This is a genomic window from Hydrogenivirga okinawensis (genome assembly GCF_055385515.1).
This window is the reverse complement of the sequence record NZ_AP042386.1, coordinates 1,188,764-1,213,664: the sequence shown is the minus strand read 5'-3', so window position 1 is coordinate 1,213,664 and position 24,901 is coordinate 1,188,764. Positions and strand designations below refer to the sequence as shown.

Below are 24,901 nucleotides of genomic sequence, written 5' to 3'. Positions count from 1 at the left end.
GAACGAGCGATGAGAGCGTTAACGCTTTTTCTAACTCTAATAGTCGCTTTAATAGTTTCCTGTGAAGGTCAGAAGAGGGCGGAGCTTCCTGCTCCTTCGGAGGAAAAGGCTGAAAAGAAGGTCCTAATTCCCCAGAAGGACTATGCCCTGCTTATAGTGGAGAGTAAGAGCTGTATTTACTGCAAACAGCTTGATAAAGACTTGAAAACGGAGAAAGCTCTTCAAGAGGCCCTGAAGGATATAGACCTTTACAAGATACTCTACGAAAGCTACACTCCGGTAAAGGCAAACTTCGGAGGGAAGATAATAGAAACCTCTGAAAACGAACTGGCTAAGACTCTAAATGCTCTTTCCTTCCCTAACCTTATCTTCTACGATAAAGAGGGGAACATCATCCTCCAGATACCGGGCTACCTTTATCCGAATCAGCTCGTCTGCATAATAGACTATGTAAAAACGGGAGCTTATAAAACCGAAGATGTAAACGATTACGTTAAAAAGAATAACTGTGCATGAAAGCTGTTATATTTGATCTCGACGGAACACTCATAGACTCGGCGGAGGATATAGCCCTATCTCTGAAGCTCACCCTTGAAGAGATAGGTATGCTGGAGAAGATGCCGCCCGATGTGAGTAAACTTATAGGTGGTGGTGTAAAAGCTCTCCTGGAGAAGGTTCTTGGAGAAGACTTCAGAGAAGAACACGTTGCTGTTTTTAGAAAACACTATAAGAGCAATCCGGTAGTTCACACAAGACCATACGAAGGTGTCCCCGAGGTTCTTGAAGGACTTAGGAGCCAAAACATAAAGCTTGCGGTGGTTACCAATAAGCTTGAGGAGCTTTCCGTCGAGATCTTAAAACGACTCGACCTGCTCGAGTACTTTGACGTCGTTGTTGGAGGCGATACCTTCGAGGAGAAGAAGCCTTCTCCTATTCCCATTGCGAGAACTATAGACTTCCTTGGTGTAAAGCCAAGCGAAGTTCTTACGGTGGGAGATACTGAGGCGGACATACTGGCGGGCAGGGGTGCTGGGACAAGGACAGCTTTTGCACTCTGGGGTTATGTTCAGATAAATTCAGTCGAACCAGACCTATACCTGAAAACTCCCTCAGATCTACTCAGTTTAACATTCCGAGTATCTGATGCCTGATGACGTGGGCAGGCTTGTAGTCAGGTTCTATCTCGAGGGCTAAGTTCGCCTCCTCGAGAGCATCGTAGAGCCTCCCAATGGCCATGTAGGCTCTGGCCAAGTTCATGTGGGGAAAATGTCTCGCATCGTAATTTTTCGCTGTTAACGCCTGCTTTAGCCAGGGTATAGCCTCTTCATATCTTCCGAGTTCTATCAGGTAAGCTCCTATATCGTTATAAGGGTTGCCGAAGTCAGGATCTATCTCTATCGCCTTCTTACAGTAGTCTATTGCCTTTTCAAGATCTCCCTTCATGCTGTAAGCCCATCCGAGGAAGGTGTAGGCCTTTGCAGTGGGTTGCATCTCGATGGACTGCTTGTAAAGCGCTATCGCCTTATCTATATCGCCCATCATGTGGTAGTTGTAGGCTTCTTCGAAGAGTCTTTCCGCTTCCCTCTCGATGTACTCCATCTTTCTCCTCCGTGTGTAATTAATATATCCCTGCTTAAATAACTTGACAAGAACATACTAAAAGGGTTGTGTGCGCACCTCGGGTGTATAATTAAGCCAGCGATGTATCTGGAGTTTGAAAAGAAGCTGATTGAACTTAAAGAGAAGATAGACAACCTGAGGGCTCTTTACCGTGCTGGGAATAGGGAGGTGGAAGAGGAACTTAGGAAACTTCAAAGAGAGTTCAGGAAGAGGGCAAAGAATGTTTATACAGACCTATCCCCATGGGACAGGGTGAGGATAGCGAGGCATCCCAAGAGACCTCACACCTCGGACTACATAAAGCTGCTGATAAAGGACTTTGTGGAGCTTCACGGAGACAGGAGGTTTGGGGACGATAAGGCTATAATCGCCGGGTTCGGTTACTTCAGGGGAGAGCCCGTTGCGGTGATAGGACATGAGAAGGGAAGAGGAACGCAAGAGAAAATAGAAAGGAACTTTGGAATGCCCCATCCGGAGGGCTACAGGAAGGCGATAAGGATAATGAAGCTTGCCGAGAGGTACAGGATGCCTGTTATAACTTTCATAGATACACCCGGGGCTTACCCGGGTATCGGTGCAGAGGAAAGAGGTCAGTCGGAAGCTATAGCGGAGAGTATGTTCACCATGGGATATCTAAAAGTTCCAACGATTGCGGTAGTTATCGGAGAGGGTGGAAGCGGTGGCGCCCTTGCCCTCGGTGTTGCCGATAGGGTCTGTATTATGGAGAACGCTTACTACTCGGTTATATCGCCGGAGGGTTGTGCGGCGATCCTGTGGAAGGAGCAGGACAGAGTGAAGGACGCTGCCAAGGCTCTCAAGCTCACAGCAAGAGATCTTTACAACCTTAAAATCGTCGATTGTATAATCCCGGAACCTTACGGTGCCGCCCACTGGGATGCGAAAGCCTCGGCAAAAATCCTCGCCTACTTCCTGAGGAGATGTTTAAAGGAGCTTTGCAGGAAGGATTTGGATAGTCTCCTCAGAGAGAGGTTCGAAAAGTTTTCTGGGATGGGAGTTTACGAGGAGTCCTGATCTTTCTTACACTTCGGACAGAGCCCGTAAATATTCACCGAGTACCCAGAGGTTTCAAAGCCTTCGAGCTCCTCGGGGATGTCTATGTTCTTGTCGATGTAGATGTCCCTTATAGCTCCGCACTTTACACATATAAGGTGGTGATGCTCATCCATGTTGGCGTCGTACCTTGCGGAGCTCCCCCAGTAGCAGACCTTCTTAGCAAGACCCATCTGCTCGAGGGTCTCAACCGTTCTGTATACGGTGGCAAGGGAGACGAAGGGATACCTCTTCTTTACCTCTTCGTAAATCTCTTCAACGGTGGGATGGTTGTGGGATTTGAGAAGTATCTCGTAAACCGCCACCCTCTGAGGAGTTATCTTAAGTCCTGCCTGCCTGCACCTCTCTACAAAACTCTCGAGCATATCCTCTTTAAGCTCCATGGCTATAAATATAGCAAAGGTAGATTATTTTTCAATAATATTTTTCACGTAGGAGGATTAAGTATATAGTCGTAATCCTCCCGTTTTCTTATGAGAGTGTACTCACCCTTTTCAACGAGAACCTCTGCAGGTCTTGGTCTCACGTTGTAGTGGGAAGCCATGGAGAAGCCGTAGGCTCCTGCGGAGAGCACCGCTATGTAGTCTCCCCTCTCAAGCCACTCGATCCTCCGATCCTTGGCAAGGAAGTCTCCAGTTTCGCATATGGGACCGACTATATCCGCTATAATGTGTTCCCTTCCCCTGCTCTTTACAGGAACTACGTGGTGATAGGCGCCGTAGATAGCGGGACGGACGAGGTCGTTCATGCCAGCGTCCACGATTATGAAGTGCTTTATCTCCTTGTCCTTCAGGAATTGAACCTGAGATATTAAAAGACCGGCGTTGCCGGTGATCGATCTTCCCGGTTCAAGAATGAGTTGAGCCTCCATCCCATCCAGCAAGGGAAGAACAACCTCCGCAAGCTCCTTCGGTGTAGGCTCCCTATCCTCCGGCTTGTACTTTACCCCCAATCCACCGCCTATATCCACATATCTGATATCGAAGCCCTCATCGAGGAGTTCCCTATAAAGCCCGACTACCTTTTCCACAGCCTCTCTGTAAGGGGACACGTCCAAGAGCTGAGATCCTATATGACAGTGGATTCCTACCACCTCAAGGTTTTCCAACTCCCTCGCCAGCCTGTACTCCTCCTTTGCAGTTTCGAAGTCCACCCCAAATTTGCTCTTCTTCATCCCCGTTGATATGTAGGGATGGGTCTTGGGGTCCACATCCGGGTTTACCCTTATGGCTACCCTTGCCTTCTTCCCGAGCTTCCCAGCTATCTCATTAAGAACATAGAGCTCGTCTCTCGATTCAACGTTGAACATGAGAATTTCCTTATCGACCGCAAATTCGAGCTCCGGGACGGTCTTACCCACACCTGCATAGACTATCTTCGAAGGATCTATCCCTCCCTTAAGGGCAGCTACAAGCTCACCTCCAGAGACTATATCCGCTCCCGCACCTTCCTCCCCTGCAATCCTTATAACCTCGGGATTGAAGTTGGCTTTAACTGCATAGCAAATAAGAGCATCCGGGAAGGCTTCCCTGTATGCCCGTACTCTCTCCCTTATGTAGGATGCACTGTAAACATAAAGAGGTGTACCGTACTCCTCGGCGAGACCTTTCAGAGAAACGCCTTCTAAAAAGAGTTCCCCTTCCTTTAAGTCCAGAAAGGGATTGTAATCCTTCAGCAGCTTTTCCATATCAACCTCCAGAAATTGGGAGAGAATATTTTAATACCTGAAAGAAGCATCCGTGTAAACCCTTTCCTGTGCTACATTCTGGAAGGCTTATCTTGACATGGTCCTTCTGGAGCTCCTTTTATCGTGTCTTAACCTTTTGAGAACTATCCGGTCTTCCGGTTGCTTGATATTCCAAGTTGTGGCGATTTTTTCAACAGGCTCAAAACCCCCTTGACAGGGGGTACCCCCTTGGGTTATATTAATAGACCGCACTGACAAGCGAGTCCTGAGAGGCTCGCCGGCTCCTTGGCAACTGAATAGGGGGAAGGAATCCTCAAGAACTGGGGTCCAGATCCAGAATGTAGTTTTTTATTGCTTGTGCCCGATTTCCTTGAAGAGTTTGATCCTGGCTCAGCGCGAACGCTGGCGGCGCGCCTAACACATGCAAGTCGTGCGCAGGCTCACCCCTTCGGGGGTGGGTGCTGAGCGGCAAACGGGTGAGTAACACGTGGGTAACCTACCCCCAGGAGGGGGATAACCCCGGGAAACCGGGGCTAATACCCCATAATGCCGGGTGCCACTAAGGTATCCCGGCCAAAGGGGGCCTCTGCTCTGCATGCTCCCGCCTGGGGATGGGCCCGCGGCCCATCAGGTAGTTGGTGGGGTAACGGCCCACCAAGCCTATGACGGGTAGCCGGCCTGAGAGGGTGGCCGGCCACAGCGGGACTGAGACACGGCCCGCACCCCTACGGGGGGCAGCAGTGGGGAATCGTGGGCAATGGGCGCAAGCCTGACCCCGCGACGCCGCGTGCGGGAAGAAGCCCTTCGGGGTGTAAACCGCTGTCGGGGGGGACGAAGGGACCGTGGGTTAATAGCTCACGGTCTTGACGGTACCCCCAGAGGAAGGGACGGCTAACTACGTGCCAGCAGCCGCGGTAATACGTAGGTCCCGAGCGTTGCGCGGAGTCACTGGGCGTAAAGCGTCCGCAGCCGGTCGGGTAAGCGGGATGTCAAAGCCCGCCGCTCAACGGCGGAACGGCATCCTGAACTGCCCGACTTGAGGCACGCCCGGGCAGGCGGAATTCCCGGGGTAGCGGTGAAATGCGTAGATCTCGGGAGGAACACCGAAGGGGAAGCCAGCCTGCTGGGGCTGTCCTGACGGTCAGGGACGAAAGCCAGGGGAGCGAACCGGATTAGATACCCGGGTAGTCCTGGCCGTAAACCATGGGCGCTAGGGCTTGTCCCTTCGGGGGCAGGCTCGCAGCTAACGCGTTAAGCGCCCCGCCTGGGGAGTACGGGCGCAAGCCTGAAACTCAAAGGAATTGGCGGGGGCCCGCACAACCGGTGGAGCGTCTGGTTCAATTCGATGCTAACCGAAGAACCTTACCCGGGCTTGACATGCCGGGGTAACCTCTGCGAAAGCGGAGGGTTTTCGTTCCTCTGGAACGAACCCCGGCACAGGTGGTGCATGGCCGTCGTCAGCTCGTGTCGTGAGATGTTGGGTTAAGTCCCGCAACGAGCGCAACCCCTGCCCCTAGTTGCTACCCCGTTTGGGGAGCACTCTAGGGGGACTGCCGGCGATAAGCCGGAGGAAGGTGGGGATGACGTCAGGTCAGTATGCCCTTTATGCCCGGGGCCACACAGGCGCTACAGTGGCCGGGACAATGGGATGCGACCCAGCGATGGGGAGCTAATCCCTAAACCCGGTCATGGTGCGGATTGGAGGCTGAAACTCGCCTCCATGAAGCCGGAATCGGTAGTAACGGGGTATCAGCGATGTCCCCGTGAATACGTTCTCGGGCCTTGCACACACCGCCCGTCACGCCACGGAAGTCGGTCCTGTCGGAAGTCCCCGAGCTAACCGGCTCTTCGGAGCCGGAGGCAGGGGCCGATGACAGGGCTGGCAACTGGGGCGAAGTCGTAACAAGGTAGCCGTAGGGGAACCTGCGGCTGGATCACCTCCTTTATAACGGAGAATTTTCTCAAAACTGTCTAGTCCGTATTTGAAGAGGATTCCTTCCCCCTATTGAGTTGTTTGCAAGGCAGGGCCTCTAGCTCAGCCGGTTAGAGCGTGCCCCTGATAAGGGCAAGGTCCCAGGTTCGAGTCCTGGGAGGCCCATATTGGGGGCACAGGGGATGTAGCTCAGCTGGGAGAGCGCCTGCTTTGCAAGCAGGAGGTCGCGGGTTCAAGTCCCGCCATCTCCATTGGCTCCTTGGCAACTGAATAGGTCTTCCTCTCCGATAAGGTAGGTATGCAAGTTAGTAAGGGCTCGGGGTGGATGCCTCGGCAGCCGGAGGCGACGAAGGGCGTGCTAAGCTGCGATAAGCCGGGTGGAGGCGCAAAGAGCCTTTGAGGCCCGGATGCCCGAATGGGGAAACCCGGCAGGCGCCAAGCCTGTCATCCCGCTTCGGCGGGAGGCCACACGGGACGAAGCAAAACCTTTTAGTAGTCCCAGGAAAGGAAATCAACCGAGACGCCCTTAGTAGCGGCGAGCGAACGGGGCAGAGCCCAAACCCTGTGGGTGCCATGGCGGCGGCCTTAGCCCACAGGGGGTAGCGGGACGCGTCCGGAGGAGTCCGCCGGCTCCTCGGGGAGTTACAAAACTCCCACCTAGCCGAAGTCCCCTGGAATGGGGCGCCGTAGAGGGTGACAGCCCCGTAGGCTAAAGGTGTGGAGTCTCCCTGGGGCGCGATCCCAAGTACCGCGGCCCACGTGAAAGGTTGCGGGAATCAGGGGGGACCACCCTCCAAGGCTAAGTACTACCGGCTGACCGATAGCGCATAGTACCGTGAGGGAAAGGTGAAAAGAACCCCGGAAGGGGAGTGAAATAGAACCTGAAACCCCGAGTCCACAAGCCAGTGGAAGGGTCCTCGTGGCCCGACTGCGTGCCTTTTGCAGAATGAGCCAGGGAGTTGTCCTCAGGGGCGAGGCTAAGCCGTCAGGCGAAGCCGTAGCGAAAGCGAGTCCGAATAGGGCGTTTAAGTCCCTGGGGGCAGACGCGAAGCGGGGCGATCTACCCTTGCCCTGGGTGAAGGACGGGTAAAACCGTCTGGAGGCCCTAAGGGGTCGGTGCTGCAAAACCGTCCCGTGAGGTGAGGGTAGCGGTGAAAAGCCAATCGCGCCCCGTGATAGCTCGTTCTCCCCGAAATGCATCGACGTGCAGCGTCGCCCGTTCCTTCCCGGGGGTAGAGCCACTGGTTGGGCTAGGGCCCCGAGAGGGGTACCGAACCCTGCCAAACTCCGAATACCGGGAAAGGTAGGGCGGCAGTGAGTCCCCGGGGGATAAGCTCCGGTGGACAAGAGGGAAACAGCCCAGACCGCCGGCTAAGGTCCCAAAATCCGGGCTAAGTGGTAAAGGAAGTCCTCCTCCTAAGACAGCCGGGAGGTTGGCTTAGAGGCAGCCATCCTTTAAACAGTGCGTAACAGCTGACCGGTCGAGGAGGAGGGCGCCGAAAATTTAGCGGGGCTCAAGCCCGGTACCGAAGCCGCGGGTCAGCATCTCCTCCGGGAGGTGCTGGCGGTAGGGGAGCGTTCCCTGCGGGTTGAAGTCTCACCGTGAGGTGGGATGGACTGCAGGGAAGTGAGAATCCTGGCATGAGTAGGAGCGAAGGCAGGTGAGAAACCTGCCCGCCGGAAGCCCAAGGTTTCGGTGGCAATGGAAATCAGCCATCGGTTAGCCGGGACCCTAAGGCGAGGCCGATGAGGCGTAGCCGATGGGAAGCGGGTCAACATTCCCGCGCCAGCGGTGTGGAGCCAGAGTCGTGACGCAGGAGGCTAGGCCGGGCCCGCTATGGAATGCGGGTGTAAGGTAGTAGGGGGGAGGCGTAGGCAAATCCGCGCCTCCATAACCCCGAGAGCCGATGCGGTAACTCGGCCGACGCCACACTGCCAAGAAACAACGGCGCTGGCTTTGAAGCACCGCTGCCCGTACCGGAAACCGACACAGGTGGGCTGGGTTAGGAGCCCAAGGCGTCGGGGGAACTCTCCTCAAGGAACTCGGCAAATTGGCCCCGTACCTTCGGAAGAAGGGGTGCCCATGGGGGTGTAGTCCCTTGCGGACGAAGCTCCTGTGGGTCGCAGTGACCGGGCGGTGCCGACTGTTTACCAAAAACACAGGACTACGCAAACCCGAAAGGGGATGTATGTGGTCTGAAGCCTGGCCAGTGCCCGAAGGTTAAAGCCCCCGGTGATGAGCTGGGGGTCGAAGCCCGGGTAAACGCCGGCCGTAACTATGACGGTCCTAAGGTAGCGAAATTCCTTGCCGGGTAAGTTCCGGCCTGCATGAACGGCCCAACGAGTGCCGCACTGTCTCGAGGAGAGTCCCGCCGAAATTGTAATGCCGGTCAAGATGCCGGCTACCCGCGGCTGGACGGAAAGACCCCGTGAAGCTTCACTGCAGCCTGACATTGAATCCTAGCCTGTCCTGCGCAGGATAGGTGGGAGGCTGGGAAGCCCCCGCTCCGGCGGGGGTGGAGCCGCCGGTGAGATACCACCCTGGGCAGGCTGGGGTTCTAACCCAGCCAGGTGAACCCCTGGCGGGGACCGTGTCAGGTGGGCAGTTTAGCTGGGGCGGCTGCCTCCTAAAAGGTAGCGGAGGCGCCCAAAGGTACCCTCAGGCGGGTCGGAAATCCGCCGTAGAGTGCAAGGGCAGAAGGGTGCCTGACTGTGAGGCCGACAGGCCGAGCAGGGGCGAAAGCCGGGCCTAGTGACCCACCGGCTCCACGTGGGAGGGCCGGTGATCAGCGGATAAAAGCTACTCCGGGGATAACAGGCTAATCTCCCCCGAGAGCCCACATCGACGGGGAGGTTTGGTACCTCGATGTCGGCTCCCCCCATCCTGGGGCTGAAGCAGGTCCCAAGGGTTGGGCTGTTCGCCCATTAAAGGGGGACGCGAGCTGGGTTCAGAACGTCGCGAGACAGTTCGGTCCCTATCCGCCGCGGGCGCAGGAGCCTTGAGGGGGTCCGTCCCTAGTACGAGAGGACCGGGACGGGGCAGGCTCTGGTGTACCGGTTGTTCCTCCAGGAGCAGCGCCGGGTAGCCACCCTGCTACGGGATAAGCGCTGAAAGCATCTAAGCGCGAAGCCCACCCCAAGATAAGGGCTCCCTGAAGGGCCCCGGAAGACTACCGGGTTGATAGGCCGCAGGTGGAAGCTCAGCAATGGGTGAAGCCGAGCGGTACTAATCGCCCGTTCGACTTGCATACCTACCTGAGGAGAGGGAGACCTATTAAGTTGCCGATTCCCCGGTGCCCATAGCGGCGGGGAAACACCCGGTTCCATTCCGAACCCGGCAGTTAAGCCCGCCAGCGCCGATGATACTGTGCCGGACCGCGGCACGGGAAAGTAGGTCGGTGCCGGGGGTTTTTATTCAAATTCAATTCAAAATACACTACAGAACTTCCGATAAAGAAAACAATCCCCTTAGGTGAGTTTGTCGTGCTTATCCAGAGACCTTTAGCTCTTATCCGGTCGAATCTCTTTCTAAGGGCAGCCTTCTACATAACTCTGATTTTCTTTATATCTTCCATTGTCTTGCTTGCAGTAGTTGTCCCTCTTGTTGAAGAGAGTATCCAAAAGCTTGAAGAGAGAAACGCTCAAGACATTCTTGGGAAGGTTGTAGCTCTTACGAGAAACTTTCAGAGAGACATAGAGGATTACCGTCAGGATATATTAGAGAAACATAAGGCTGAGCTTAAGAACCTTACGCAGACAGTCTGGAGCATAGTAAAGGCAAAGTATGAGCAGTCTAAACCTGAGAATATAGGGGAAGTTCTAAAGGAAAGGGGTGAGGAGTTTAAAAAACGCCTCTGGGAATTCTACAGCACCAACAAAGACAAGATGAGCGAAGAAGAGTTGAAACAGGCGGTCATCCACTTTGTCCAGATATACAGATACGACAATGGAGCAGGGTACTTCTGGATAAACGACTTCACTCCTAAGATGGTTATGCACCCTATACTTCCTGAGTTTAACGGCAAATATCTGGGTGACTATCACGACCCAGATGGAGTTTACCTCTTCAACGAAATGGTCAAGGTCTGTAAGGAGAAAGGGGCGGGAATAGTCAAATACAAATGGCTCAACCCTCTGAGCGGAAAGGTAGAGGATAAGATAAGCTACGTTTTCAGCTTTGAACCCTTCGGATGGATAATAGGAACCGGTGAGTACTACACAAGGCTAAGGGAGAGGCTCCAGAAAGAGGTTATAGAGCTCGTAAGCAAGCTCAGATACGGCGACAACAACTACTTCTTTATCGTCAACTACGACAACATTATAGTTGCCCACCCGTACTTGACGGGCAAAGACTTCTCCAACGTCAGGGACGTAAAGGGGAACCTCATAATCCCGCCCATGATAAAGGTAGCCCGTGAAAAGGGAGAGGGCTTCGTTCAATACTGGTGGAAGAAGAACAAAGATGACCCCACGCCTTATCCAAAGCTCACCTACGTCAAAGACTTTCCGGCGTGGAGAATGGTGGTTGGAACGGGAGTTTACCTTGATGACGTTCAGAGAGAGGTGGAGAAGAAGAAAAAGGAGCTTATGAAACAACTGAGGAAGATAGTCATGGAAACCAAACTTGGGGAGACTGGATACCTCTACATATTTGATGGAAAGGCTAACATGCTCATACATCCCAATGACAACATAGAAGGAACCAACTTTAGACACCTAAGGAACCCAACCACCGGGAACTCGATATTTGAGGACTTAGTTAACGCCTACAGGTCAGGAGAAAAGAAGCTCGTTTACAAGTGGGACAAGCCCTCGGACAAAGGGAACTACGTTTACGATAAGATAGCCTGGATAGAGTATATCCCGGAGCTGGACTGGTACATAGCTTCCTCTGTTTACTTGGACGACTTCAGGGCTACCGCCGGGAAGGTCAGGAACGTCCTCCTTGGAACCACGGCTGGAAGTTTTGGACTCACACTTATTCTGAGCGTCTTCTTCTTGAGAAACCTCCTCTCTCCTGTGGTTAGGCTCTCAGAACTTTCTAGAGAGGTGGCAAAAGGAAACTACAGCGTCAGGGCTGATATAGAGAGGAGTGATGAGATAGGCGTTCTGGCAGAGTCCTTCAACCACATGGTGGAGACCACCAGAGACCTCATCGAGAACCTTGACAGAAAGGTGAAGGAGAGAACGAAAGAGCTGGAAGAGGCCAAGCAGAAGGCGGAAGAAGCGACACGCATGAAGTCCATCTTCTTAGCCAACATGTCCCACGAGATAAGAACTCCCATGAACGGGATAATCGGAATGATAAAGCTCCTCCAAAGGACAGAGCTTGACGAGAGGCAGAAAAATTACCTCAGAAAGATAGAGATGAGCGCCCGCACGCTCTTAGGGATAATAAACGACATTCTTGACATAAGCAAGATAGAGGCTGGAAAGCTCACCCTCGAGAGGAGGGAGTTTGACCTCTTTGAGGTGGTCGAGAACGTCTTTAACCTCATGGAAGTAAGGGCACAGGAGAAGGGGATAGACCTCGTGGTGGACTACAGACCGGAGGTTGGCAGAAGGTTCTACGGAGACGGCCTCAGGATATCCCAGATACTTACGAACCTACTTGGAAACGCCGTCAAGTTCACCGAGAAGGGGGAGGTAGGGCTTAGAATAAGCAAGGTAAGGGAAGGTAGGTATCTCTTTGAGGTTTGGGACACAGGAATAGGTATGACGAAAGAGCAGGTAGAAAAGATATTCCAGCCCTTTACCCAGGCGGACACCAGTACAACGAGGAAGTTCGGAGGAACGGGCTTGGGGCTCTCCATTACGAAGCACCTTGTTGAGATGATGAACGGGAAGATCTGGGTTGAGAGCGAGCCTGGCAAGGGGAGCAGGTTCTTCTTTGAAATAGACCTTGAGGAGGCTTCCGAAAATGAAAAGCTCTACCGCTTTGATGGCAGGAGGGTTCTTATCGTTGATGATAACGAAAACTGGCGGGAGATTCTGGGTAATGTACTTGAGTCCTTCGGTATGGAAGTGGATTACGCTGAGAACGGGGAGGAGGCTGTAGAGAAAGTATGTAACTCCACCGATGAGTACGACCTCATACTTATGGACTGGAAGATGCCGGGAATAGACGGGATAGAAGCTACAAAGGCTATAAGGGATTGCTGTAACTACTCTCCCAGAATGGTGATAATGGTGAGCGCCTTCAGGGATGAGGATGTGGTAATTAGGGCTAAGGATACCGGTATAAGCGTTTTCTTGGAGAAACCAGTTGATCCAAAAATCCTGAACGAGATAATTTACAAGATATTCGTTGACCTGCCGGTGGAGTTCACCCCTGAGCTTTCCGAAAACGGAGAGGACGAGTTCAGCACCTTCGCCGGGGCAAGGATACTTCTCGTTGAAGACAACAAGATAAATCAGGAAATAATACTCGGGCTCTTGGAGGGAAGCGGGATTGAGATAGACACCGCCGAGAATGGGAGGGAGGCTATAGAAAAAGTCAGAAGTAAAGACTACGATCTAATACTTATGGATGTTCAGATGCCTGTTATGGACGGGCTGACCGCCACCAAGATTCTCAGAGAAGAGGGTGTGAGGACACCGATAGTTGCCCTGACCGCCCACGCCCTTAAGGAAGAGGTAGAGAAGAGCCTTCAGGCTGGTATGAACGAACACCTCACGAAACCAATAGATGTTAGGGAGCTTTACAGAACCTTTAAGAAGTATCTAAGGACGGGAAGATCTCAGAACACAGTTCCTGAATCGCCCAAGCCTAAAGCGGAAACCATCCTCCCGCCGATGAAGCACATAGACACTGCTAAAGGTCTGGAAAGAGTAATGGGCAACGAGGAGCTCTACAGGAAGATTCTCAGGAGGTTCTACGAGGATTACAGGAATTTAAAGTTAGAGGAGCTTGAGGATGAAGAACTCAAGAGGGTAGCCCACACCATAAAGGGGCTTGCTGCTAACATAGGAGCTTACGAGCTCAGCGAGATAGCTAAGGAAATAGAGAAGACCTTAAATAAAAGCCTGTTCAAAAGGTTCTACGAAGAACTTGATAAAGTTACCGCGGATATAGAGAAGGTTGTAGAGGTTGAAAAAGAGAATTCTAAAGGTAAGAGAGTCTTGTCTGAAGAAGAGTTGAATCAGCTCCTCACCAAGTTAAAGGAAGCCCTGAGAAGGAGAAGGGCTAAGGAGTGTAAGAATCTCGTAGAAGAGCTGTCCGATGTGGAATTACCCGATGGTTTTGGGGAAAAGATGAAGAGGGTAAGGGAGCTGGTGGATAGATACAAGTTCAAAGAGGCGCTGGAGGTGCTGGGTGATGAGTGAGGTTGAAGGGAGAAATATCCTCATTGTGGATGACGAAGAGGGGAATATAGACATACTCCTTGAACTCCTCTCGGACAAGTACGAGGTTTACGCCGCCACGGATGGAGAGACCGCCCTCGAGATAGTAAAGGAAGAGCCTATAGACCTTGTGCTTTTAGATGTAATGATGCCGGGAATGAGTGGATACGAAGTGTGCGAGAAGCTAAAGGCAGACCCTGAGACAAAGGATATACCCGTTATATTCATAACAGCACTCACAGATGAGGAGAGTATAGAGAAGGGTTTTGACGTGGGTGGTAGCGACTACATAACCAAGCCCTTCAAACCCAGAGAGGTTCTCGCAAGAGTCAAGACGCAGCTCCAGCTGAGAGCTTACTACGAAGAGCTTCAGAGACTTGCAACAACAGATCCGCTCACAGGGCTTTACAACAGGAGATACTTCGCGCAAGTTGCCCGGCACCTATTTGAGAGTGCAAAGAGGTATTCAAAGCCCCTCTCGGTCATGCTCTTGGATATAGACAGGTTCAAGAGCATAAACGACACCTACGGACATGACACGGGAGACCTCGCCTTGAAGGTTCTTGCTGATATCTTAAAGAATTCCATTAGGGAAAGTGACATAGCTTGTAGGTTTGGGGGTGAGGAGTTCATAATCTTACTTCCCGAGACTACAGCGGAAGATGCGGAGAAGTTAGCGGATAGGATAAGAAGTAAAGTTGAGAACTCGAGCGTACCGTTATCCGATGGCAAAGAACTAAGATATACAGTCAGTATAGGCGTTGCTCAGGTGGATCTTTCGGTCGATGAAAATATAGAACCTGCGATTAAAAGGGCGGACGAGGCTCTATACAGAGCGAAGGAAGAGGGTAGAAACAGAGTTGTTCTATCACGTTGAAGGTTTGAGTATATCTGTTTCCATATAGTCCCTCAACACTTCGGGAACTTCTACGCTCCCATCTTCCCTCTGGTAATTTTCGAGCATAGCTGCAAGAGTTCTTCCGACCGCAAGACCGGAGCCATTTAGGGTATGGACGAACCTGTTTTTGCCTGTTTTCGAATCCTTAAATCTCGTGTTCATCCTTCTCGCTTGAAAGTCTTCACAGTTGGAGCATGAGGAGATCTCCCTGTATTTCCCCTGTGAGGGGAACCATACCTCTATATCGTAAGTTTTGGCTGCCGAGAAACCTAAGTCTCCGGTACAGAGCTCGACTACCCTGTAGGGAAGACCTAAAAGCTTTAAAACCTCCTCGGCGTCTGCGGTAAGTTTCTCCAGTTCATCGTAAGATGTATCCGGGTGGACGATCTTTACAAGCTCCACCTTGTTGAACTGGTGCTGTCTTATGATCCCTCTTATATCCTTTCCGTGGGAGCCCGCTTCCCTTCTGTAGCATGGGGTGTACGCTGTCAGGTATATGGGCAGATCTTCCTCTCTAAGTATCTCTCCCCTGTACAGGTTAGTAAGTGGAACTTCAGCGGTCGGTATCAGGTAAAGTCCGTCTCTTTCGCATTTATACAGATCCTCCTCAAACTTCGGGAGCTGACCGGTTCCTTCGAGAATCTCAGGTCTAACGAGGTGTGGAGGAAGCACCTCTTCGTATCCTTTTTCCCTGTGCAGGTCGAGCATAAAGTTTATCAAGGCTCTCTCCAGCCTTGCCCCGAAGCCCCTTACCACGGTAAAACGACTTCCGGAGAGTCTCGCCCCCCTTTCAAAATCCAGTATTCCCAGTCTCTCACCTATCTCCCAGTGAGGCTTAGGTTCAAAGGAAAACTCCTTAGGTTCTCCCCATCTCCTTACCTCAACGTTGTCCTCTTCGTCCTCTCCTACGGGAACGCTCTCGTGGGGTAGGTTGGGCATCCACAGCATAACTTTCCTAAGCTTTGAATTTACTTCTGAAAGCCTTTCTTCAAGCCTTTCGATGTCTTCCTTGAGCCTTTTTACCTCTTCCTCGAGTGCTCTCGTATCCCTTCCTTCCCTTCTGAGCGTACCTATCTCCCTGCTTTTCTTGTTCCTCTCCGCCCGCAGACTCTCGAGCTCTGTGAGTATTTTTCTCCTCTCCGAATCAAGTTCGAGGACCTCGTCCACGAGGAATGCAAGTTCTCTATCCCTTGTCGCGAGCCTTTTCTTAACGACCTCCGGCTTTTTCCTTATAAGCTCTATGTCTAACATAGGAGATTATTTTATTCCACCAAGGTTATTTCTTTTCCCTTCTGAATCGCTATAGATCCCTTTCTATTCTCCTTGACGTAGTACATCACCTTATCCGCCCTCGCTATCATGCTTTCTGTGTCCTTATCTTCTTCGGAGATCTCTACCACACCTATGGTGGCGGACAGCTTAGAAACGAACGGTATACTCGTTATGCATTCGTGTATCCTCTTAGCAACAACCACGGCGTCCTCACCTCTCGTTTTGGGAAGAACTATAAGGAACTCGTCTCCTCCGTACCTGACCGCAACATCGGCTTTTCTGAGGTAGAGTTTTATACACTGCCCTACCTTTTTAAGAGCTTCGTCCCCTGTAAGGTGTCCGAACTCATCGTTTATCTGTTTTAGATTGTCGAGATCTAAGAAAAGCATGGAAAAGACCTCTCCGTACCTCTTCCAGAGGTAAAAGAGCTTTTCTAAAAGACCACTGAGGAAGCTCCTGCTGTAGAGTCCCGTGAGTGTGTCGAAGACACCTGAGCGTATTATAGATAGGTTGGTTATGTTTATGACCGATTCCCAATAGATTCCTCCCACAGGGAGTTTGCCGTAGGTCCTTAGGTAGACCTCAAAGTCTAAGGTCACGGTATCGACGTTCTCCTCACCGGAAACTATAGGGCAACTTATGTTGTATTCTGGGCAGGGTTTTTCCAAGTTATAGAGTATCTGGAAACACTTCTTCCCCACCACATCCCCGAGCATCATCTTGCCGGTATCATTGAGCGATGTAATCACGTAATTTCTGTTGATCAGTACTACAGGAAGGAACTTCTCTAAATCCTCAATGCCCATAAATAAAAATTCGGAACGGGAAAATTATAAGTTTAAAAAGGAACAAATGCAAATCCGGAGTTCTGGAGTTCGATGAGGGTTATCCAGCTGTTGGGAACCGTATCTATGAAGTCCGGTACTCCGCTTATCTTACCCCTATCCATCGCTATCTTGCAGGCTTTCACCTCGACGTTGTAAAGCTCCTTGAGGGTCTTCAACTGGCTCTGTATAAATTCTATCTTCTTAGCCTTTTTCGGAGGGAACTTCCTTAGGTTTTTCTCCACTACAGGAATGCAGTGGGAGTGTATCGTTATAACGAACCTATAGTCTTTCCCTTCCCTTAACAGACTCTCGGCGGTTTTCTTTATCAAGGATAGTCTGAGGCTGATCCAGTTCAGATCTCCCACGGCGCAGTCGAAGACGGCTTTAAGTTCCTTTGCCTGAGCGAAGGAAAGTAAGATTAAGGTAAAGAAAATGGCTATCGGCTTCATCGTTCACCTCCCTCAAGATCTACAAGTCTGCAAGAGCTCTTCCTGAATGTGTTGCACAGTTCATCGCCGGGCTCTGCCCCTACGGAACATTCCATGTCTTCCAGTATCTTCCATTCTTCCTCGGGATACATATCTTTTGGAAGGTTCTTAACGTAATATACGCACCCCTTACAGATATCTCTATCCATCAGTACTGCATGAACACGGCTGCCGGCTCAGCCTTCTCTTTAAGAAACCAAGAGGCTCCAACTATACCGTCAGCTTCAGGTATAAGGTCTTTCTCTTCCACGCCGAATATCTGAGCCGCGAGACTACAGGCGTAAAGATGAACCTTACCGGTTTCCTTGAGCTTCTTAAATATCTCGTGAAGGTCGGCTGGAAGTCCTGCGGCAGCAACACGCTCCTCTATCATCTCCACAGGTGTTCCCGCATGATCGGCTGACGGCTTTACCGCTTCAACGCCCTGTTTTGAGAGAAGCCTTACAGCCCAGTTTACGAAAAGTATGTTCACCTCATCGTAGTCCGCTACACCGAGATAGGCGAAGGCTAAGGGTGTTAAAACGAGGTCGTAAGCGTCCTGCCTTACAACCATAGCCATACTCTTCATGATCCACCTCCTCTTCTAAATTTATACCGAACGATCGGTATGTAAAGTGGGAATAATTTTTTCTCATGGGGAAAGGGATCTCCATACACACTCCCCAAGGGAATCCACGTAGGATAGCAGAGAGTCTTTAACGGCACCATCCCACTTGAGCTGCATCAGGCGAACCGGAGCCGCGGTAATGCATACGGCGCAGAGCTCAGGATCCATAGATCTTATATTCCCCTTCTCTATTTCCATCTTGCAGAAATCTTTGAGCATTTCCATAGGCTCTGCTGAACAAACGGGAACGTCCAGGATCTCCCTGTGCTTGACGTAGAGGGCGTACTCCATAGTGTACCTGTCCTCCTCTGCGAGCATGAGAAGCTCTCTAACTATGCCGATAATTCTCTCCCTTGTGTTTTTACCTTCGGTAAGCGCTTTTCCCAGCCTTTCCTTTATTTTCTCAACGGTTTCTCTGTAGATCTCTCCCGCTATCTCCTCTTTACTCTCGAAGTGATGGTAAAGGGCTCCCGTGCTTACCCCAGCCTCCCGCGCTATGTCCCTCATACTAGTGTTGAAGTAACCTCTTTCTACGAAGAGCCTCTTAGCAGTTTCGAGTATAAACCTTCTGGTTCTCTCCCCTATCTCTTTCCTTCTCACTTTTCTATTCCAAGCTCTCTGAGAAGATCCTTAGAGAAGCCTTCTATGATCTTGTTTTTGGACGGAATTATGTTGTAGGGCACGCCGTTTACTCCAATCTTTTCCACAACCTTGAGGTGCTCTTCCACAATAGAACACTCTTCCACATCCGGGACCCTGCCGTCGAGCTTACCCATCATCACATCGTCGAGCGCCTTCAGCTTGTCCTTCGAACAGGCGATGTAATATGCCTTTTTGAAGTTTCTTTCGCCCCAGGTCTTGAAGGGAAAGAGAAAGACGTAAATCTTGAGCTCGTCAAGGTGGTTCCTGAGCTCCTTCCACTCCGCTCTGCAGTGAGGGCAGTCTGGATTTATCACCGTTATTAGCTCCTTGTCTCCCTTACCGACCACGATAGCTTTCTCGAGGGGAATGGACTTTATCTGTTCCCTTATGAGTTCCTCGTAAAGACTGCCTCCAAAGATCAGCCCGAAAAGCAAACTTAGGAGAAGGAAGGCTCTCTGCATATCTCTTCTATTCTACCCTTAACCTCCTCTATTATCCAGTCGGGCGTAGAGGCTCCTGCGGTTATACCCACCCTCTTAACTCCCTCGAACCATGCGGGATCCAGCTCGTCCGCCGTCTCTATATGATAGGAGTTGGGGTTTAGACTCTTAGCGATAGCATGGAGCCTCCTCGTGTTCCCGCTGTTCTTGCCGCCTATAATTATCATCACGTCCACTTTTGGAGCGAGGCTGTATACGTCCTCCTGCCTCACCGAGGTAGCGTTGCATATAGTGTTTATAACTTTCAGCTCCTTAACCCACAGAGCGAGTTCTCCCACAACCTCTTTGAAGAACTTCTCGCTCTGAGTTGTTTGGGAAACCACACCGACCCTCTCATGCCTGTATGCTTTCTCAAGATCCTTTAAACTCTCTACAACGATTCCCTTCCCGTCGCACGCCCTGAGATACCCGAGGGTCCCCCTTACCTCCGGATGGTTCTTTTCTCCTACAATAACTATGAAATAGCCTTCCTTCGCGAGAGTACACACAGCTTCGTGGACTGCTTTCACGTAGGGACAGGTGGCATCTATAACCTTTAGACCCCTTTCCCTCAGCTTCTCCTCTTCCTCCGGGGGTATTCCGTGAGATCTTATGATTATGGCATCCCCTTCCTGTAGCTCCTCTCCGTTCAGGGGCTTTACACCCTTGAGTTGGAGCCTCCGAACCTCCTGAGGATTATGGATTATAGGACCCAAGGTGAAGACCCTCTTCCCTTCATTTGTCAGTGAGGAACTCTCCTCGGCGAGTTTCACCGCCCTCTTTACACCGAAGCAAAAGCCTGCGTTGGGAGCTACTATTATCTCGACCATGGGATAAAAATTATATCCCTTTCAGAATTCCTCAAGGTTGGGGTTTACCGGGAGTGTTCCGTACCTCGCCCCCTCCACTACTACCTTTCTCCCCGATACTCTTACCCTCCCCTCCGCAAACCACTGAACCGTCTGGGGTAGTATCCTGTGCTCGTAGGCGAGTATTCTTTCCGACAGACTTTCCTCCGTGTCTTCAGGAAGGACGGGAACGACCGCCTGAACTATAACCGGACCTCCGTCCACACTCTCATCCACTATGTGAACCGTGCAGCCTGAAAGCTTAACACCGAACTCAACAGCCCTCCTCTGGGCGTGTAATCCCTGAAAAGCAGGTATGAGAGAGGGGTGTATGTTTATCACCCTGCCGGGAAAATGCTGGAGAAATGCCCCTGAAAGTATCCTCATGAAACCTGCGAGGACTACGAGCTCAACCTCTCTCTCTTTAAGAATCCCTGCTATCCTCTCCTCGAACTCTTCCTTGGATCCAAAATCCTTACGTCTTACCACCTCGTAGGGAACTCCATGCCTCTTACACCTTTCCAAAGCGTAGGCTTCAGGATTATCCGATACGACCAACTCTATACTTCCCTCAATCTTCCCGCTCTCTATACCGTCTATGATGGCCTGAAGGTTTGACCCCCTCCCAGAGACCAGAACGCCTATCTTAAGCATATCCACCACCTCCCGGCGTTTCTACTCTGATCCTTTCCCCCTTCTTGAGCCTTGTAGAAAACTTCCCAGGCATCTCTCTGATGCTTCCCTCCGATACAACTAAGTTCCTGCCTACCTCCCCGGGACCTCCTCCAAAGAGACCGTAAGGTGGAACTCTCCTCCTTTCGGAGATGACCGTTACCTCGGCGTCGGTTAACACCTCTATCTCCCTGACTATACCGTCCCCTCCCTTCTTTAAACCCTTACCTCCAGATCCTCTTCTTACCGAATAACTCCTAACGAGCAGCGGATAGGAATGTTCGAGCGCTTCCACAGGTGTGTTCATTGTGTTTGTCATATGGGAATGGACCGCACTCTCACCATATCCACCAGCCCATGCCCCCATACCCCCACCTATAGTCTCGTAATAGGTAAAGTTTTCTCCTGTCCGTGGATCCCTTCCTCCTATGGTCAAGTTGTTCATGGTGCCCTGGCTCGCGGCGGGTATGGTCTCCGGCAAAGCCTTAGATAGAGCCCCGAGGAGAACATCCACTATCCTCTGAGAAGTTTCCACGTTGCCTCCGGAGACGGGTGAAGGAAACTCAGCATCCACAATTGTTCCCCTCTCCGTTATAACCTTTATAGGTCTGAAACATCCATCGTTGGTGGGGGCATCTTGAGGCAGGAGACATCTAAAAACATAATAGGTCGCTGCAAGGGTTATAGACCTGACAGCGTTTAGGGGTCCTTCCGTCTGAGGATCGGATTCCGAGAAATCCACGGTTACGCTGTCATTTTCAACCTCCACCTTGACCCTTACGGCTATATCCTTGTTCCCAAAGCCGTCGTCCTCTAAGAGATCTTCGAACTTATAGACTCCGTTCGGAATCTTATCTATCGTGCTTCTCATCAACCTCTCCGAGTAGTTGAGCAGAGCTTCACACTTTTCCCTAACCTCCTTAGATCCAAACTCCCTTATCAACTCTATTATCCTCTCCATGCCTATCCTGTTCGCCATCATTTGAGCTTTAAGGTCTCCCTCCCTCTCTGTAGGAGTCCTCACGTTGGAAAGGATCAGGGAAAGTATATCCCGATCGATCTTCCCCTTACGGACTAACTTGACCGGAGGTATTATTAAACCCTCCTGAAATAGAGAGCGAGCGATGGGCATAGATCCTGCCGAGGAACCACCTATGTCCGCATGGTGTGCCCTCGAAGCGACAAAGAAAGAGGGCTTTCCTTTGTAAAACACGGGAGCTACGAGGGTAAGGTCGGGAAGGTGAGTGCCTCCCCGGTATGGATCGTTCAGCAGGACCATGTCCCCTTCATCCATAGGAACGTCCTCTATAGCTCTCCTTACGGAGAGAGCCATGGAACCAAGGTGAACAGGAATATGCTCCGCCTGAGCAACAAGCTCTCCCTTCTCGTTAAAGATCGCACAGGAGAGATCTTTTCTCTCCTTTATGTTGGGAGAGAAGGCGGTCCTCTGAAGTACTATACCCATCTCCTCGGCGACTGAGGTGAGCTTGTTTTTGAAGACCTCTAAAAGTAGATCGGACATTATCAGGAAACAATTATAGTTAAAGGGAGTTCTTAAATGCCGATTATCTAAATTTGTAGGTATGAACAGGGACGATCACCTCAGACGGGAGCTCAAAAAAAAGCTCAGGATAGCATCTTTGATTGTGGACAACATGAAAGAGGGGGTGCTCATATTCGATAGTATGGGTGTAATAAGATCGGTTAATCGATCCTTCTTGAATATAACCGGGCTTGATCCAGAGCAGCTTTACGGTAGAGATGTTGTTTCTCTCGATCTCAAATGGGAGGGCTTTCCTACCTTTTGGGAAGTGATGGACTTGGTTAAAGAGGAAGGTGTGTGGGAAGGAGAGGTCTGGGGTGTTCACAGGAGCGGTTCTATATTTACGAGTGAGGTAACGCTTCTAAAAGCCGACCAGGATACCTACTTGGCTATTTTCTTAAATACCACCGATAGGAGGAGCTTGGAAGCGAGCTTGAGATCTCTCTCCTACTACGACCCTCTTACTGGACTGCCCAACAGGGCACTCCTTTACGATCATCTATCCTATGCGGTGTTAAAGGCAAAGAGGAAAAATAAGAAGGTTGCTGTTATATTCATGGATATAGACAACTTCAAGCTCATCAACGATACTCTCGGACACGAGGTCGGGGACAAGCTACTAAAAGCCTTTTCCCAGAGAGTGATCTCTCGCTTCCCTTTGAATACTATGGTTTCGAGATTTGGAAGCGATGAGTTTGTGGTGGTAGTGGAAGATATGGATGAAGTGAGACGTGTTGAAGAGCTTGTCTCGGAATTTCTAAACAGCGTAACCGCACCCTTCTTTGTCGAAGGACAGAAGATCTACGTAACGGTCACCGCCGGTATAAGCGTTTATCCTATAGATGGAGGCGATCCCCAAACACTCTTGAGAAACGCCGATATTGCCATGCACCACGCCAAGGAATACGGGAAGAGCTCCTATCAGTTCTTTACGACCGATCTAAACATAAAGGTGAGCGAAAGGTTTTCTTTGGAAGCGGAGCTAAGAGAAGCCTTGCTTAACGAGGAGTTTGTTCTTTATTATCAGCCCCAGTTCGACTTGAACACTAACGAGATATTGGGAGTAGAAGCCCTTCTGCGTTGGCAGCATCCCGACAAGGGACTTATACTCCCCGGCAAATTCATTCATGTTGCCGAGGAGATGGACATAATAGTTGCCCTCGGTGATTGGGTTTTAAAAAGGGCCTGCTCCGACGGGGTGAGATTTCTCAGCGAGGGTTTTCCGCTGAAGGTTGCGGTAAACATATCGGCGAATCAGCTTTCTTACAAGAGGTTTATCGCCACTTTAAGGGATATACTTGACGAAACGGGTTTCGACCCAAACCTCTTAGAGGTGGAGATAACCGAAAGCGCCCTTATGAAAAACAAGAATGAAGCTGCTAAGGTTCTTGCAGAACTCAAGAGCATGGGCATAACCGTAGCCATAGACGATTTTGGAACGAGTTACTCCTCCCTGAACTATCTAAAGTATTTCCCGGTCGATAAGCTCAAGATAGATAGATCCTTTATAGGCGACATAATATCCGATCCAAACGATGTTGCCATAGCCACTACGATAATAGCTATAGCCCATAACCTGGGCTTAAGAGCTACGGCCGAAGGCGTTGAAAACGAGGAACAACTTCTCTTTCTTAAACTTTGGCAGTGTGATGAGGCGCAAGGATTCTATTTCTCCCCTCCTGTAACGTTGGAGAGTCTTCTCGAGATGTTGAGGAACAAAAACTTCAAGGTCAAAGATGTATGATCGTGTCAGCCATAACGGAACTACCCTTCACTATTTCTAACAACTTTGGAGGATCGATTCTCAATCTTAGGGAAACATCTCTTATTAACGGTAAGTTCTCCGGTTTGCCTGCCGAGAGGATCTCTCCTTCCTTTTCTTCTACGAGGGAAGCTAAATTGAGAAGTTGGGCGAGAACGCTCTTTGGATCTGTGAACGCAGAGATCACGCTATTATCTACGTTTACTTCTTTAAGAAAGGCAACCACGTCTACGTCGAGAATGGCGTTGAGAAGGGAGAACAGCCCCACCATGTAAGCTTCGCTTGAGAGCTCCGGTTTCACCAGCTTGGCGAACTCTTCCATCAACTTCGCCCTTACAAGGGCTCTTCTCCAAAGAATAGGATTTTCAACACTCGCATAGTCATTCATCGATAGAACGATGATAAAGTTCTTCAGGTTCTTGAGTCCAAAGTAAACTGCAGCCTGTTCTATACTACCGATTTTTTTTCTCAAAGCGAAGAAGGCGGAGTTTATAAACCTCAAGAGCTTTGCACTCATACCTATATCCGTTTCTATCACCCGGGCAAATTCTGAGGGACTTTGGGCTGTGCTCATGAGGACCAGAAGCCTGAGCAGAGTGCTCTTCAGAAAAGGAGCCAGTTTGAAGCGATCGAGGGTTATCGATGGTTCAACTACTTCACCCTGATAGTAATCCGCCTGTCCCGAAAACTTACTGTAAAGCTTTTCTGTATCTATTCCGCTGACTAAAACCTTTTTCCCGAGCCCTTTGATCTTGTTAATGTCTTTTGGATTGCTCTCAGGTGCTGTAAACTCCACCATATCAGCGAGCTCAAGCATGTCGGTATGCTCTTTGAGTAAATCATGATGCACCACTACGCTTGCCCCTTTCGATCTCAAATTTCCTATGCTGGAGTGGGCTTTCGTATAGACCGCCTTACCCATACCCACGCTGGGTGGATACACTTTATATCCTACTAACTTTGGCTCTAACAGCTCGAACGCGCCCACAAGCAAGCTGTCTAAGGGGAGCTTAACAAAAGCCTTTCCATCTGTAGCGATCTTCTTAAGACCGTATTCTGCCAAGGTCCTAACCGTAACGATGGCTATTTTATTGTTTAAAACTTCTTGATACACAGGCTGATCGTTGTAATAGGTTAAAAAGAACTCGTATCCTATCCTCACCCCTCGATCATCGAGTATCGCCTGCTTCTTTGCCTCAATCTCCATA

20 protein-coding genes, 2 tRNA genes and 3 rRNA genes are annotated in these 24,901 nt (G+C 50.6%); 11 read left to right on the top strand and 14 right to left on the bottom strand.

All coding sequences use genetic code 11. The features are described from left to right. The first annotated feature begins 9 nt into the window (after positions 1–9). Positions 10–516, top strand: a complete 507-nt coding sequence (locus ACZ483_RS06985) for a thioredoxin family protein (RefSeq protein ID WP_464323458.1) — start codon at positions 10–12, stop codon at positions 514–516. Further along, positions 513–1,151 (top strand): HAD-IA family hydrolase, encoded by a 639-nt coding sequence (locus tag ACZ483_RS06980; protein ID WP_464323457.1) that lies wholly within the window; start codon positions 513–515, stop codon positions 1,149–1,151. Before ACZ483_RS06985 ends, ACZ483_RS06980 begins: the two co-directional genes overlap by 4 nt. Here ACZ483_RS06980 and ACZ483_RS06975 read toward each other — a convergent pair. Continuing rightward, the gene (locus ACZ483_RS06975) at positions 1,120–1,599 is read right to left on the bottom strand and encodes a tetratricopeptide repeat protein (RefSeq protein WP_464323456.1); all 480 of its coding nucleotides are present in this window, start codon (positions 1,597–1,599) and stop codon (positions 1,120–1,122) included. The genes ACZ483_RS06980 and ACZ483_RS06975 overlap by 32 nt on opposite strands. A 102-nt stretch (positions 1,600–1,701) precedes the next feature. On the opposite strand from ACZ483_RS06975, the gene ACZ483_RS06970 reads away from it, so the two are divergent. Next, positions 1,702–2,652: an acetyl-CoA carboxylase carboxyltransferase subunit alpha gene (locus ACZ483_RS06970; protein WP_464323455.1), complete on the top strand. Its 951-nt coding sequence runs from the start codon at positions 1,702–1,704 to the stop codon at positions 2,650–2,652. Here ACZ483_RS06970 and ACZ483_RS06965 read toward each other — a convergent pair. Together ACZ483_RS06965 and lysA are read right to left on the bottom strand one after the other, a co-directional pair. After that, positions 2,637–3,074: a Fur family transcriptional regulator gene (locus ACZ483_RS06965; RefSeq protein ID WP_464323454.1), complete on the bottom strand. Its 438-nt coding sequence runs from the start codon at positions 3,072–3,074 to the stop codon at positions 2,637–2,639. The genes ACZ483_RS06970 and ACZ483_RS06965 overlap by 16 nt on opposite strands. A gap of 44 nt (positions 3,075–3,118) precedes the next feature. Further along, positions 3,119–4,369 carry a diaminopimelate decarboxylase gene (gene lysA, locus ACZ483_RS06960; RefSeq protein WP_464325139.1) on the bottom strand — a complete coding sequence of 417 codons (1,251 nt, stop codon included), beginning with the start codon at positions 4,367–4,369 and terminating at the stop codon, positions 3,119–3,121. Positions 4,370–4,745: 376 nt separating this feature from the next. On the opposite strand from lysA, the gene ACZ483_RS06955 reads away from it, so the two are divergent. The 7 genes from ACZ483_RS06955 (at position 4,746) to ACZ483_RS06925 (ending at position 14,532) form a co-directional block, all read left to right on the top strand. Beyond that, a 16S ribosomal RNA gene (locus ACZ483_RS06955) occupies positions 4,746–6,323 on the top strand. A 79-nt stretch (positions 6,324–6,402) separates the two neighbouring features. Further along, positions 6,403–6,476, top strand: a tRNA-Ile gene (locus ACZ483_RS06950). A 13-nt stretch (positions 6,477–6,489) separates the two neighbouring features. Continuing rightward, positions 6,490–6,562, top strand: a tRNA-Ala gene (locus ACZ483_RS06945). Positions 6,563–6,609: 47 nt separating this feature from the next. Continuing rightward, positions 6,610–9,562 (top strand): 23S ribosomal RNA (locus ACZ483_RS06940). A 38-nt stretch (positions 9,563–9,600) separates the two neighbouring features. Continuing rightward, a 5S ribosomal RNA gene (gene rrf / locus ACZ483_RS06935) occupies positions 9,601–9,718 on the top strand. Together the 16S, 23S and 5S rRNA genes with 2 tRNA genes alongside form the textbook arrangement of a ribosomal RNA operon. Before the next feature lie 76 nt (positions 9,719–9,794). After that, positions 9,795–13,637, top strand: a complete 3,843-nt coding sequence (locus ACZ483_RS06930) for a cache domain-containing protein (RefSeq protein WP_464323453.1) — start codon at positions 9,795–9,797, stop codon at positions 13,635–13,637. Beyond that, a complete protein-coding gene (locus tag ACZ483_RS06925) occupies positions 13,630–14,532 on the top strand; it encodes a diguanylate cyclase (protein ID WP_464323452.1) in 903 nt (300 codons plus the stop codon). Before ACZ483_RS06930 ends, ACZ483_RS06925 begins: the two co-directional genes overlap by 8 nt. Here the strand turns inward: ACZ483_RS06925 and serS are convergent. The 10 genes from serS to ACZ483_RS06875 form a co-directional block, all read right to left on the bottom strand. Beyond that, positions 14,524–15,804 (bottom strand): serine--tRNA ligase, encoded by a 1,281-nt coding sequence (gene serS / locus ACZ483_RS06920; protein WP_464323451.1) that lies wholly within the window; start codon positions 15,802–15,804, stop codon positions 14,524–14,526. The genes ACZ483_RS06925 and serS overlap by 9 nt on opposite strands. Positions 15,805–15,815: 11 nt before the next feature. Continuing rightward, entirely contained in the window at positions 15,816–16,631 is an 816-nt protein-coding gene (locus tag ACZ483_RS06915) for a GGDEF domain-containing protein (protein ID WP_464323450.1), read from the bottom strand. A gap of 32 nt (positions 16,632–16,663) precedes the next feature. Continuing rightward, the gene (locus tag ACZ483_RS06910) at positions 16,664–17,101 is read right to left on the bottom strand and encodes a DsrE family protein (RefSeq protein ID WP_464323449.1); all 438 of its coding nucleotides are present in this window, start codon (positions 17,099–17,101) and stop codon (positions 16,664–16,666) included. Beyond that, positions 17,098–17,289, bottom strand: coding sequence for a hypothetical protein (locus ACZ483_RS06905; RefSeq protein WP_464323448.1), 192 nt, complete (start codon positions 17,287–17,289; stop codon positions 17,098–17,100). Before ACZ483_RS06905 ends, ACZ483_RS06910 begins: the two co-directional genes overlap by 4 nt. Then, positions 17,289–17,708 carry a DsrE/DsrF/DrsH-like family protein gene (locus ACZ483_RS06900; protein ID WP_464323447.1) on the bottom strand — a complete coding sequence of 140 codons (420 nt, stop codon included), beginning with the start codon at positions 17,706–17,708 and terminating at the stop codon, positions 17,289–17,291. The genes ACZ483_RS06905 and ACZ483_RS06900 overlap by 1 nt, the downstream gene beginning before the upstream one ends. 63 nt (positions 17,709–17,771) lie before the next feature. Continuing rightward, on the bottom strand, positions 17,772–18,347 hold the full coding sequence (locus tag ACZ483_RS06895; protein ID WP_464323446.1) for a TetR/AcrR family transcriptional regulator: 576 nt from the start codon (positions 18,345–18,347) through the stop codon (positions 17,772–17,774). Then, positions 18,344–18,850: a thioredoxin fold domain-containing protein gene (locus ACZ483_RS06890; RefSeq protein ID WP_464323445.1), complete on the bottom strand. Its 507-nt coding sequence runs from the start codon at positions 18,848–18,850 to the stop codon at positions 18,344–18,346. Before ACZ483_RS06890 ends, ACZ483_RS06895 begins: the two co-directional genes overlap by 4 nt. Continuing rightward, complete coding sequence (gene ispH / locus ACZ483_RS06885; protein WP_464323444.1) at positions 18,826–19,698, bottom strand: 4-hydroxy-3-methylbut-2-enyl diphosphate reductase; 873 nt, start codon at positions 19,696–19,698, stop codon at positions 18,826–18,828. The genes ACZ483_RS06890 and ispH overlap by 25 nt, the downstream gene beginning before the upstream one ends. 21 nt (positions 19,699–19,719) lie before the next feature. Further along, on the bottom strand, positions 19,720–20,370 hold the full coding sequence (purN, locus tag ACZ483_RS06880; RefSeq protein ID WP_464323443.1) for a phosphoribosylglycinamide formyltransferase: 651 nt from the start codon (positions 20,368–20,370) through the stop codon (positions 19,720–19,722). Then, complete coding sequence (locus tag ACZ483_RS06875; RefSeq protein WP_464323442.1) at positions 20,363–21,910, bottom strand: hydantoinase B/oxoprolinase family protein; 1,548 nt, start codon at positions 21,908–21,910, stop codon at positions 20,363–20,365. The genes purN and ACZ483_RS06875 overlap by 8 nt, the downstream gene beginning before the upstream one ends. A 61-nt stretch (positions 21,911–21,971) precedes the next feature. Between ACZ483_RS06875 and ACZ483_RS06870 the strand changes: the two genes are divergently transcribed. Then, positions 21,972–23,675 carry a putative bifunctional diguanylate cyclase/phosphodiesterase gene (locus ACZ483_RS06870; RefSeq protein ID WP_464323441.1) on the top strand — a complete coding sequence of 568 codons (1,704 nt, stop codon included), beginning with the start codon at positions 21,972–21,974 and terminating at the stop codon, positions 23,673–23,675. Here the strand turns inward: ACZ483_RS06870 and ACZ483_RS06865 are convergent. Continuing rightward, on the bottom strand, positions 23,662–24,900 hold the full coding sequence (locus ACZ483_RS06865) for an EAL and HDOD domain-containing protein (protein ID WP_464323440.1): 1,239 nt from the start codon (positions 24,898–24,900) through the stop codon (positions 23,662–23,664). The two genes, ACZ483_RS06870 and ACZ483_RS06865, sit on opposite strands and share 14 nt — an antisense overlap. Position 24,901: the final 1 nt, after the last annotated feature.

Bases quoted from the DNA above. Each gene is read 5' to 3' on its own strand.
- ACZ483_RS06875 (WP_464323442.1), bottom strand. From the start codon at position 21,910: ATGTCCGATCTACTTTTAGAGGTCTTCAAAAACAAGCTCACCTCAGTC.
- ACZ483_RS06910 (WP_464323449.1), bottom strand. From the start codon at position 17,101: ATGAAGCCGATAGCCATTTTCTTTACCTTAATCTTACTTTCCTTCGCT.
- ACZ483_RS06925 (WP_464323452.1), top strand. From the start codon at position 13,630: ATGAGTGAGGTTGAAGGGAGAAATATCCTCATTGTGGATGACGAAGAG.
- ACZ483_RS06975 (WP_464323456.1), bottom strand. From the start codon at position 1,599: ATGGAGTACATCGAGAGGGAAGCGGAAAGACTCTTCGAAGAAGCCTAC.
- ACZ483_RS06865 (WP_464323440.1), bottom strand. From the start codon at position 24,900: ATGGAGATTGAGGCAAAGAAGCAGGCGATACTCGATGATCGAGGGGTG.
- ACZ483_RS06985 (WP_464323458.1), top strand. From the start codon at position 10: ATGAGAGCGTTAACGCTTTTTCTAACTCTAATAGTCGCTTTAATAGTT.
- ACZ483_RS06915 (WP_464323450.1), bottom strand. From the start codon at position 16,631: ATGGGCATTGAGGATTTAGAGAAGTTCCTTCCTGTAGTACTGATCAAC.
- ACZ483_RS06980 (WP_464323457.1), top strand. From the start codon at position 513: ATGAAAGCTGTTATATTTGATCTCGACGGAACACTCATAGACTCGGCG.
- ACZ483_RS06890 (WP_464323445.1), bottom strand. From the start codon at position 18,850: ATGCAGAGAGCCTTCCTTCTCCTAAGTTTGCTTTTCGGGCTGATCTTT.
- ACZ483_RS06905 (WP_464323448.1), bottom strand. From the start codon at position 17,289: ATGGATAGAGATATCTGTAAGGGGTGCGTATATTACGTTAAGAACCTT.
- purN (WP_464323443.1), bottom strand. From the start codon at position 20,370: ATGCTTAAGATAGGCGTTCTGGTCTCTGGGAGGGGGTCAAACCTTCAG.
- ACZ483_RS06900 (WP_464323447.1), bottom strand. From the start codon at position 17,708: ATGAAGAGTATGGCTATGGTTGTAAGGCAGGACGCTTACGACCTCGTT.
- ispH (WP_464323444.1), bottom strand. From the start codon at position 19,698: ATGGTCGAGATAATAGTAGCTCCCAACGCAGGCTTTTGCTTCGGTGTA.
- serS (WP_464323451.1), bottom strand. From the start codon at position 15,804: ATGTTAGACATAGAGCTTATAAGGAAAAAGCCGGAGGTCGTTAAGAAA.
- ACZ483_RS06965 (WP_464323454.1), bottom strand. From the start codon at position 3,074: ATGGAGCTTAAAGAGGATATGCTCGAGAGTTTTGTAGAGAGGTGCAGG.
- ACZ483_RS06870 (WP_464323441.1), top strand. From the start codon at position 21,972: ATGAACAGGGACGATCACCTCAGACGGGAGCTCAAAAAAAAGCTCAGG.
- ACZ483_RS06970 (WP_464323455.1), top strand. From the start codon at position 1,702: ATGTATCTGGAGTTTGAAAAGAAGCTGATTGAACTTAAAGAGAAGATA.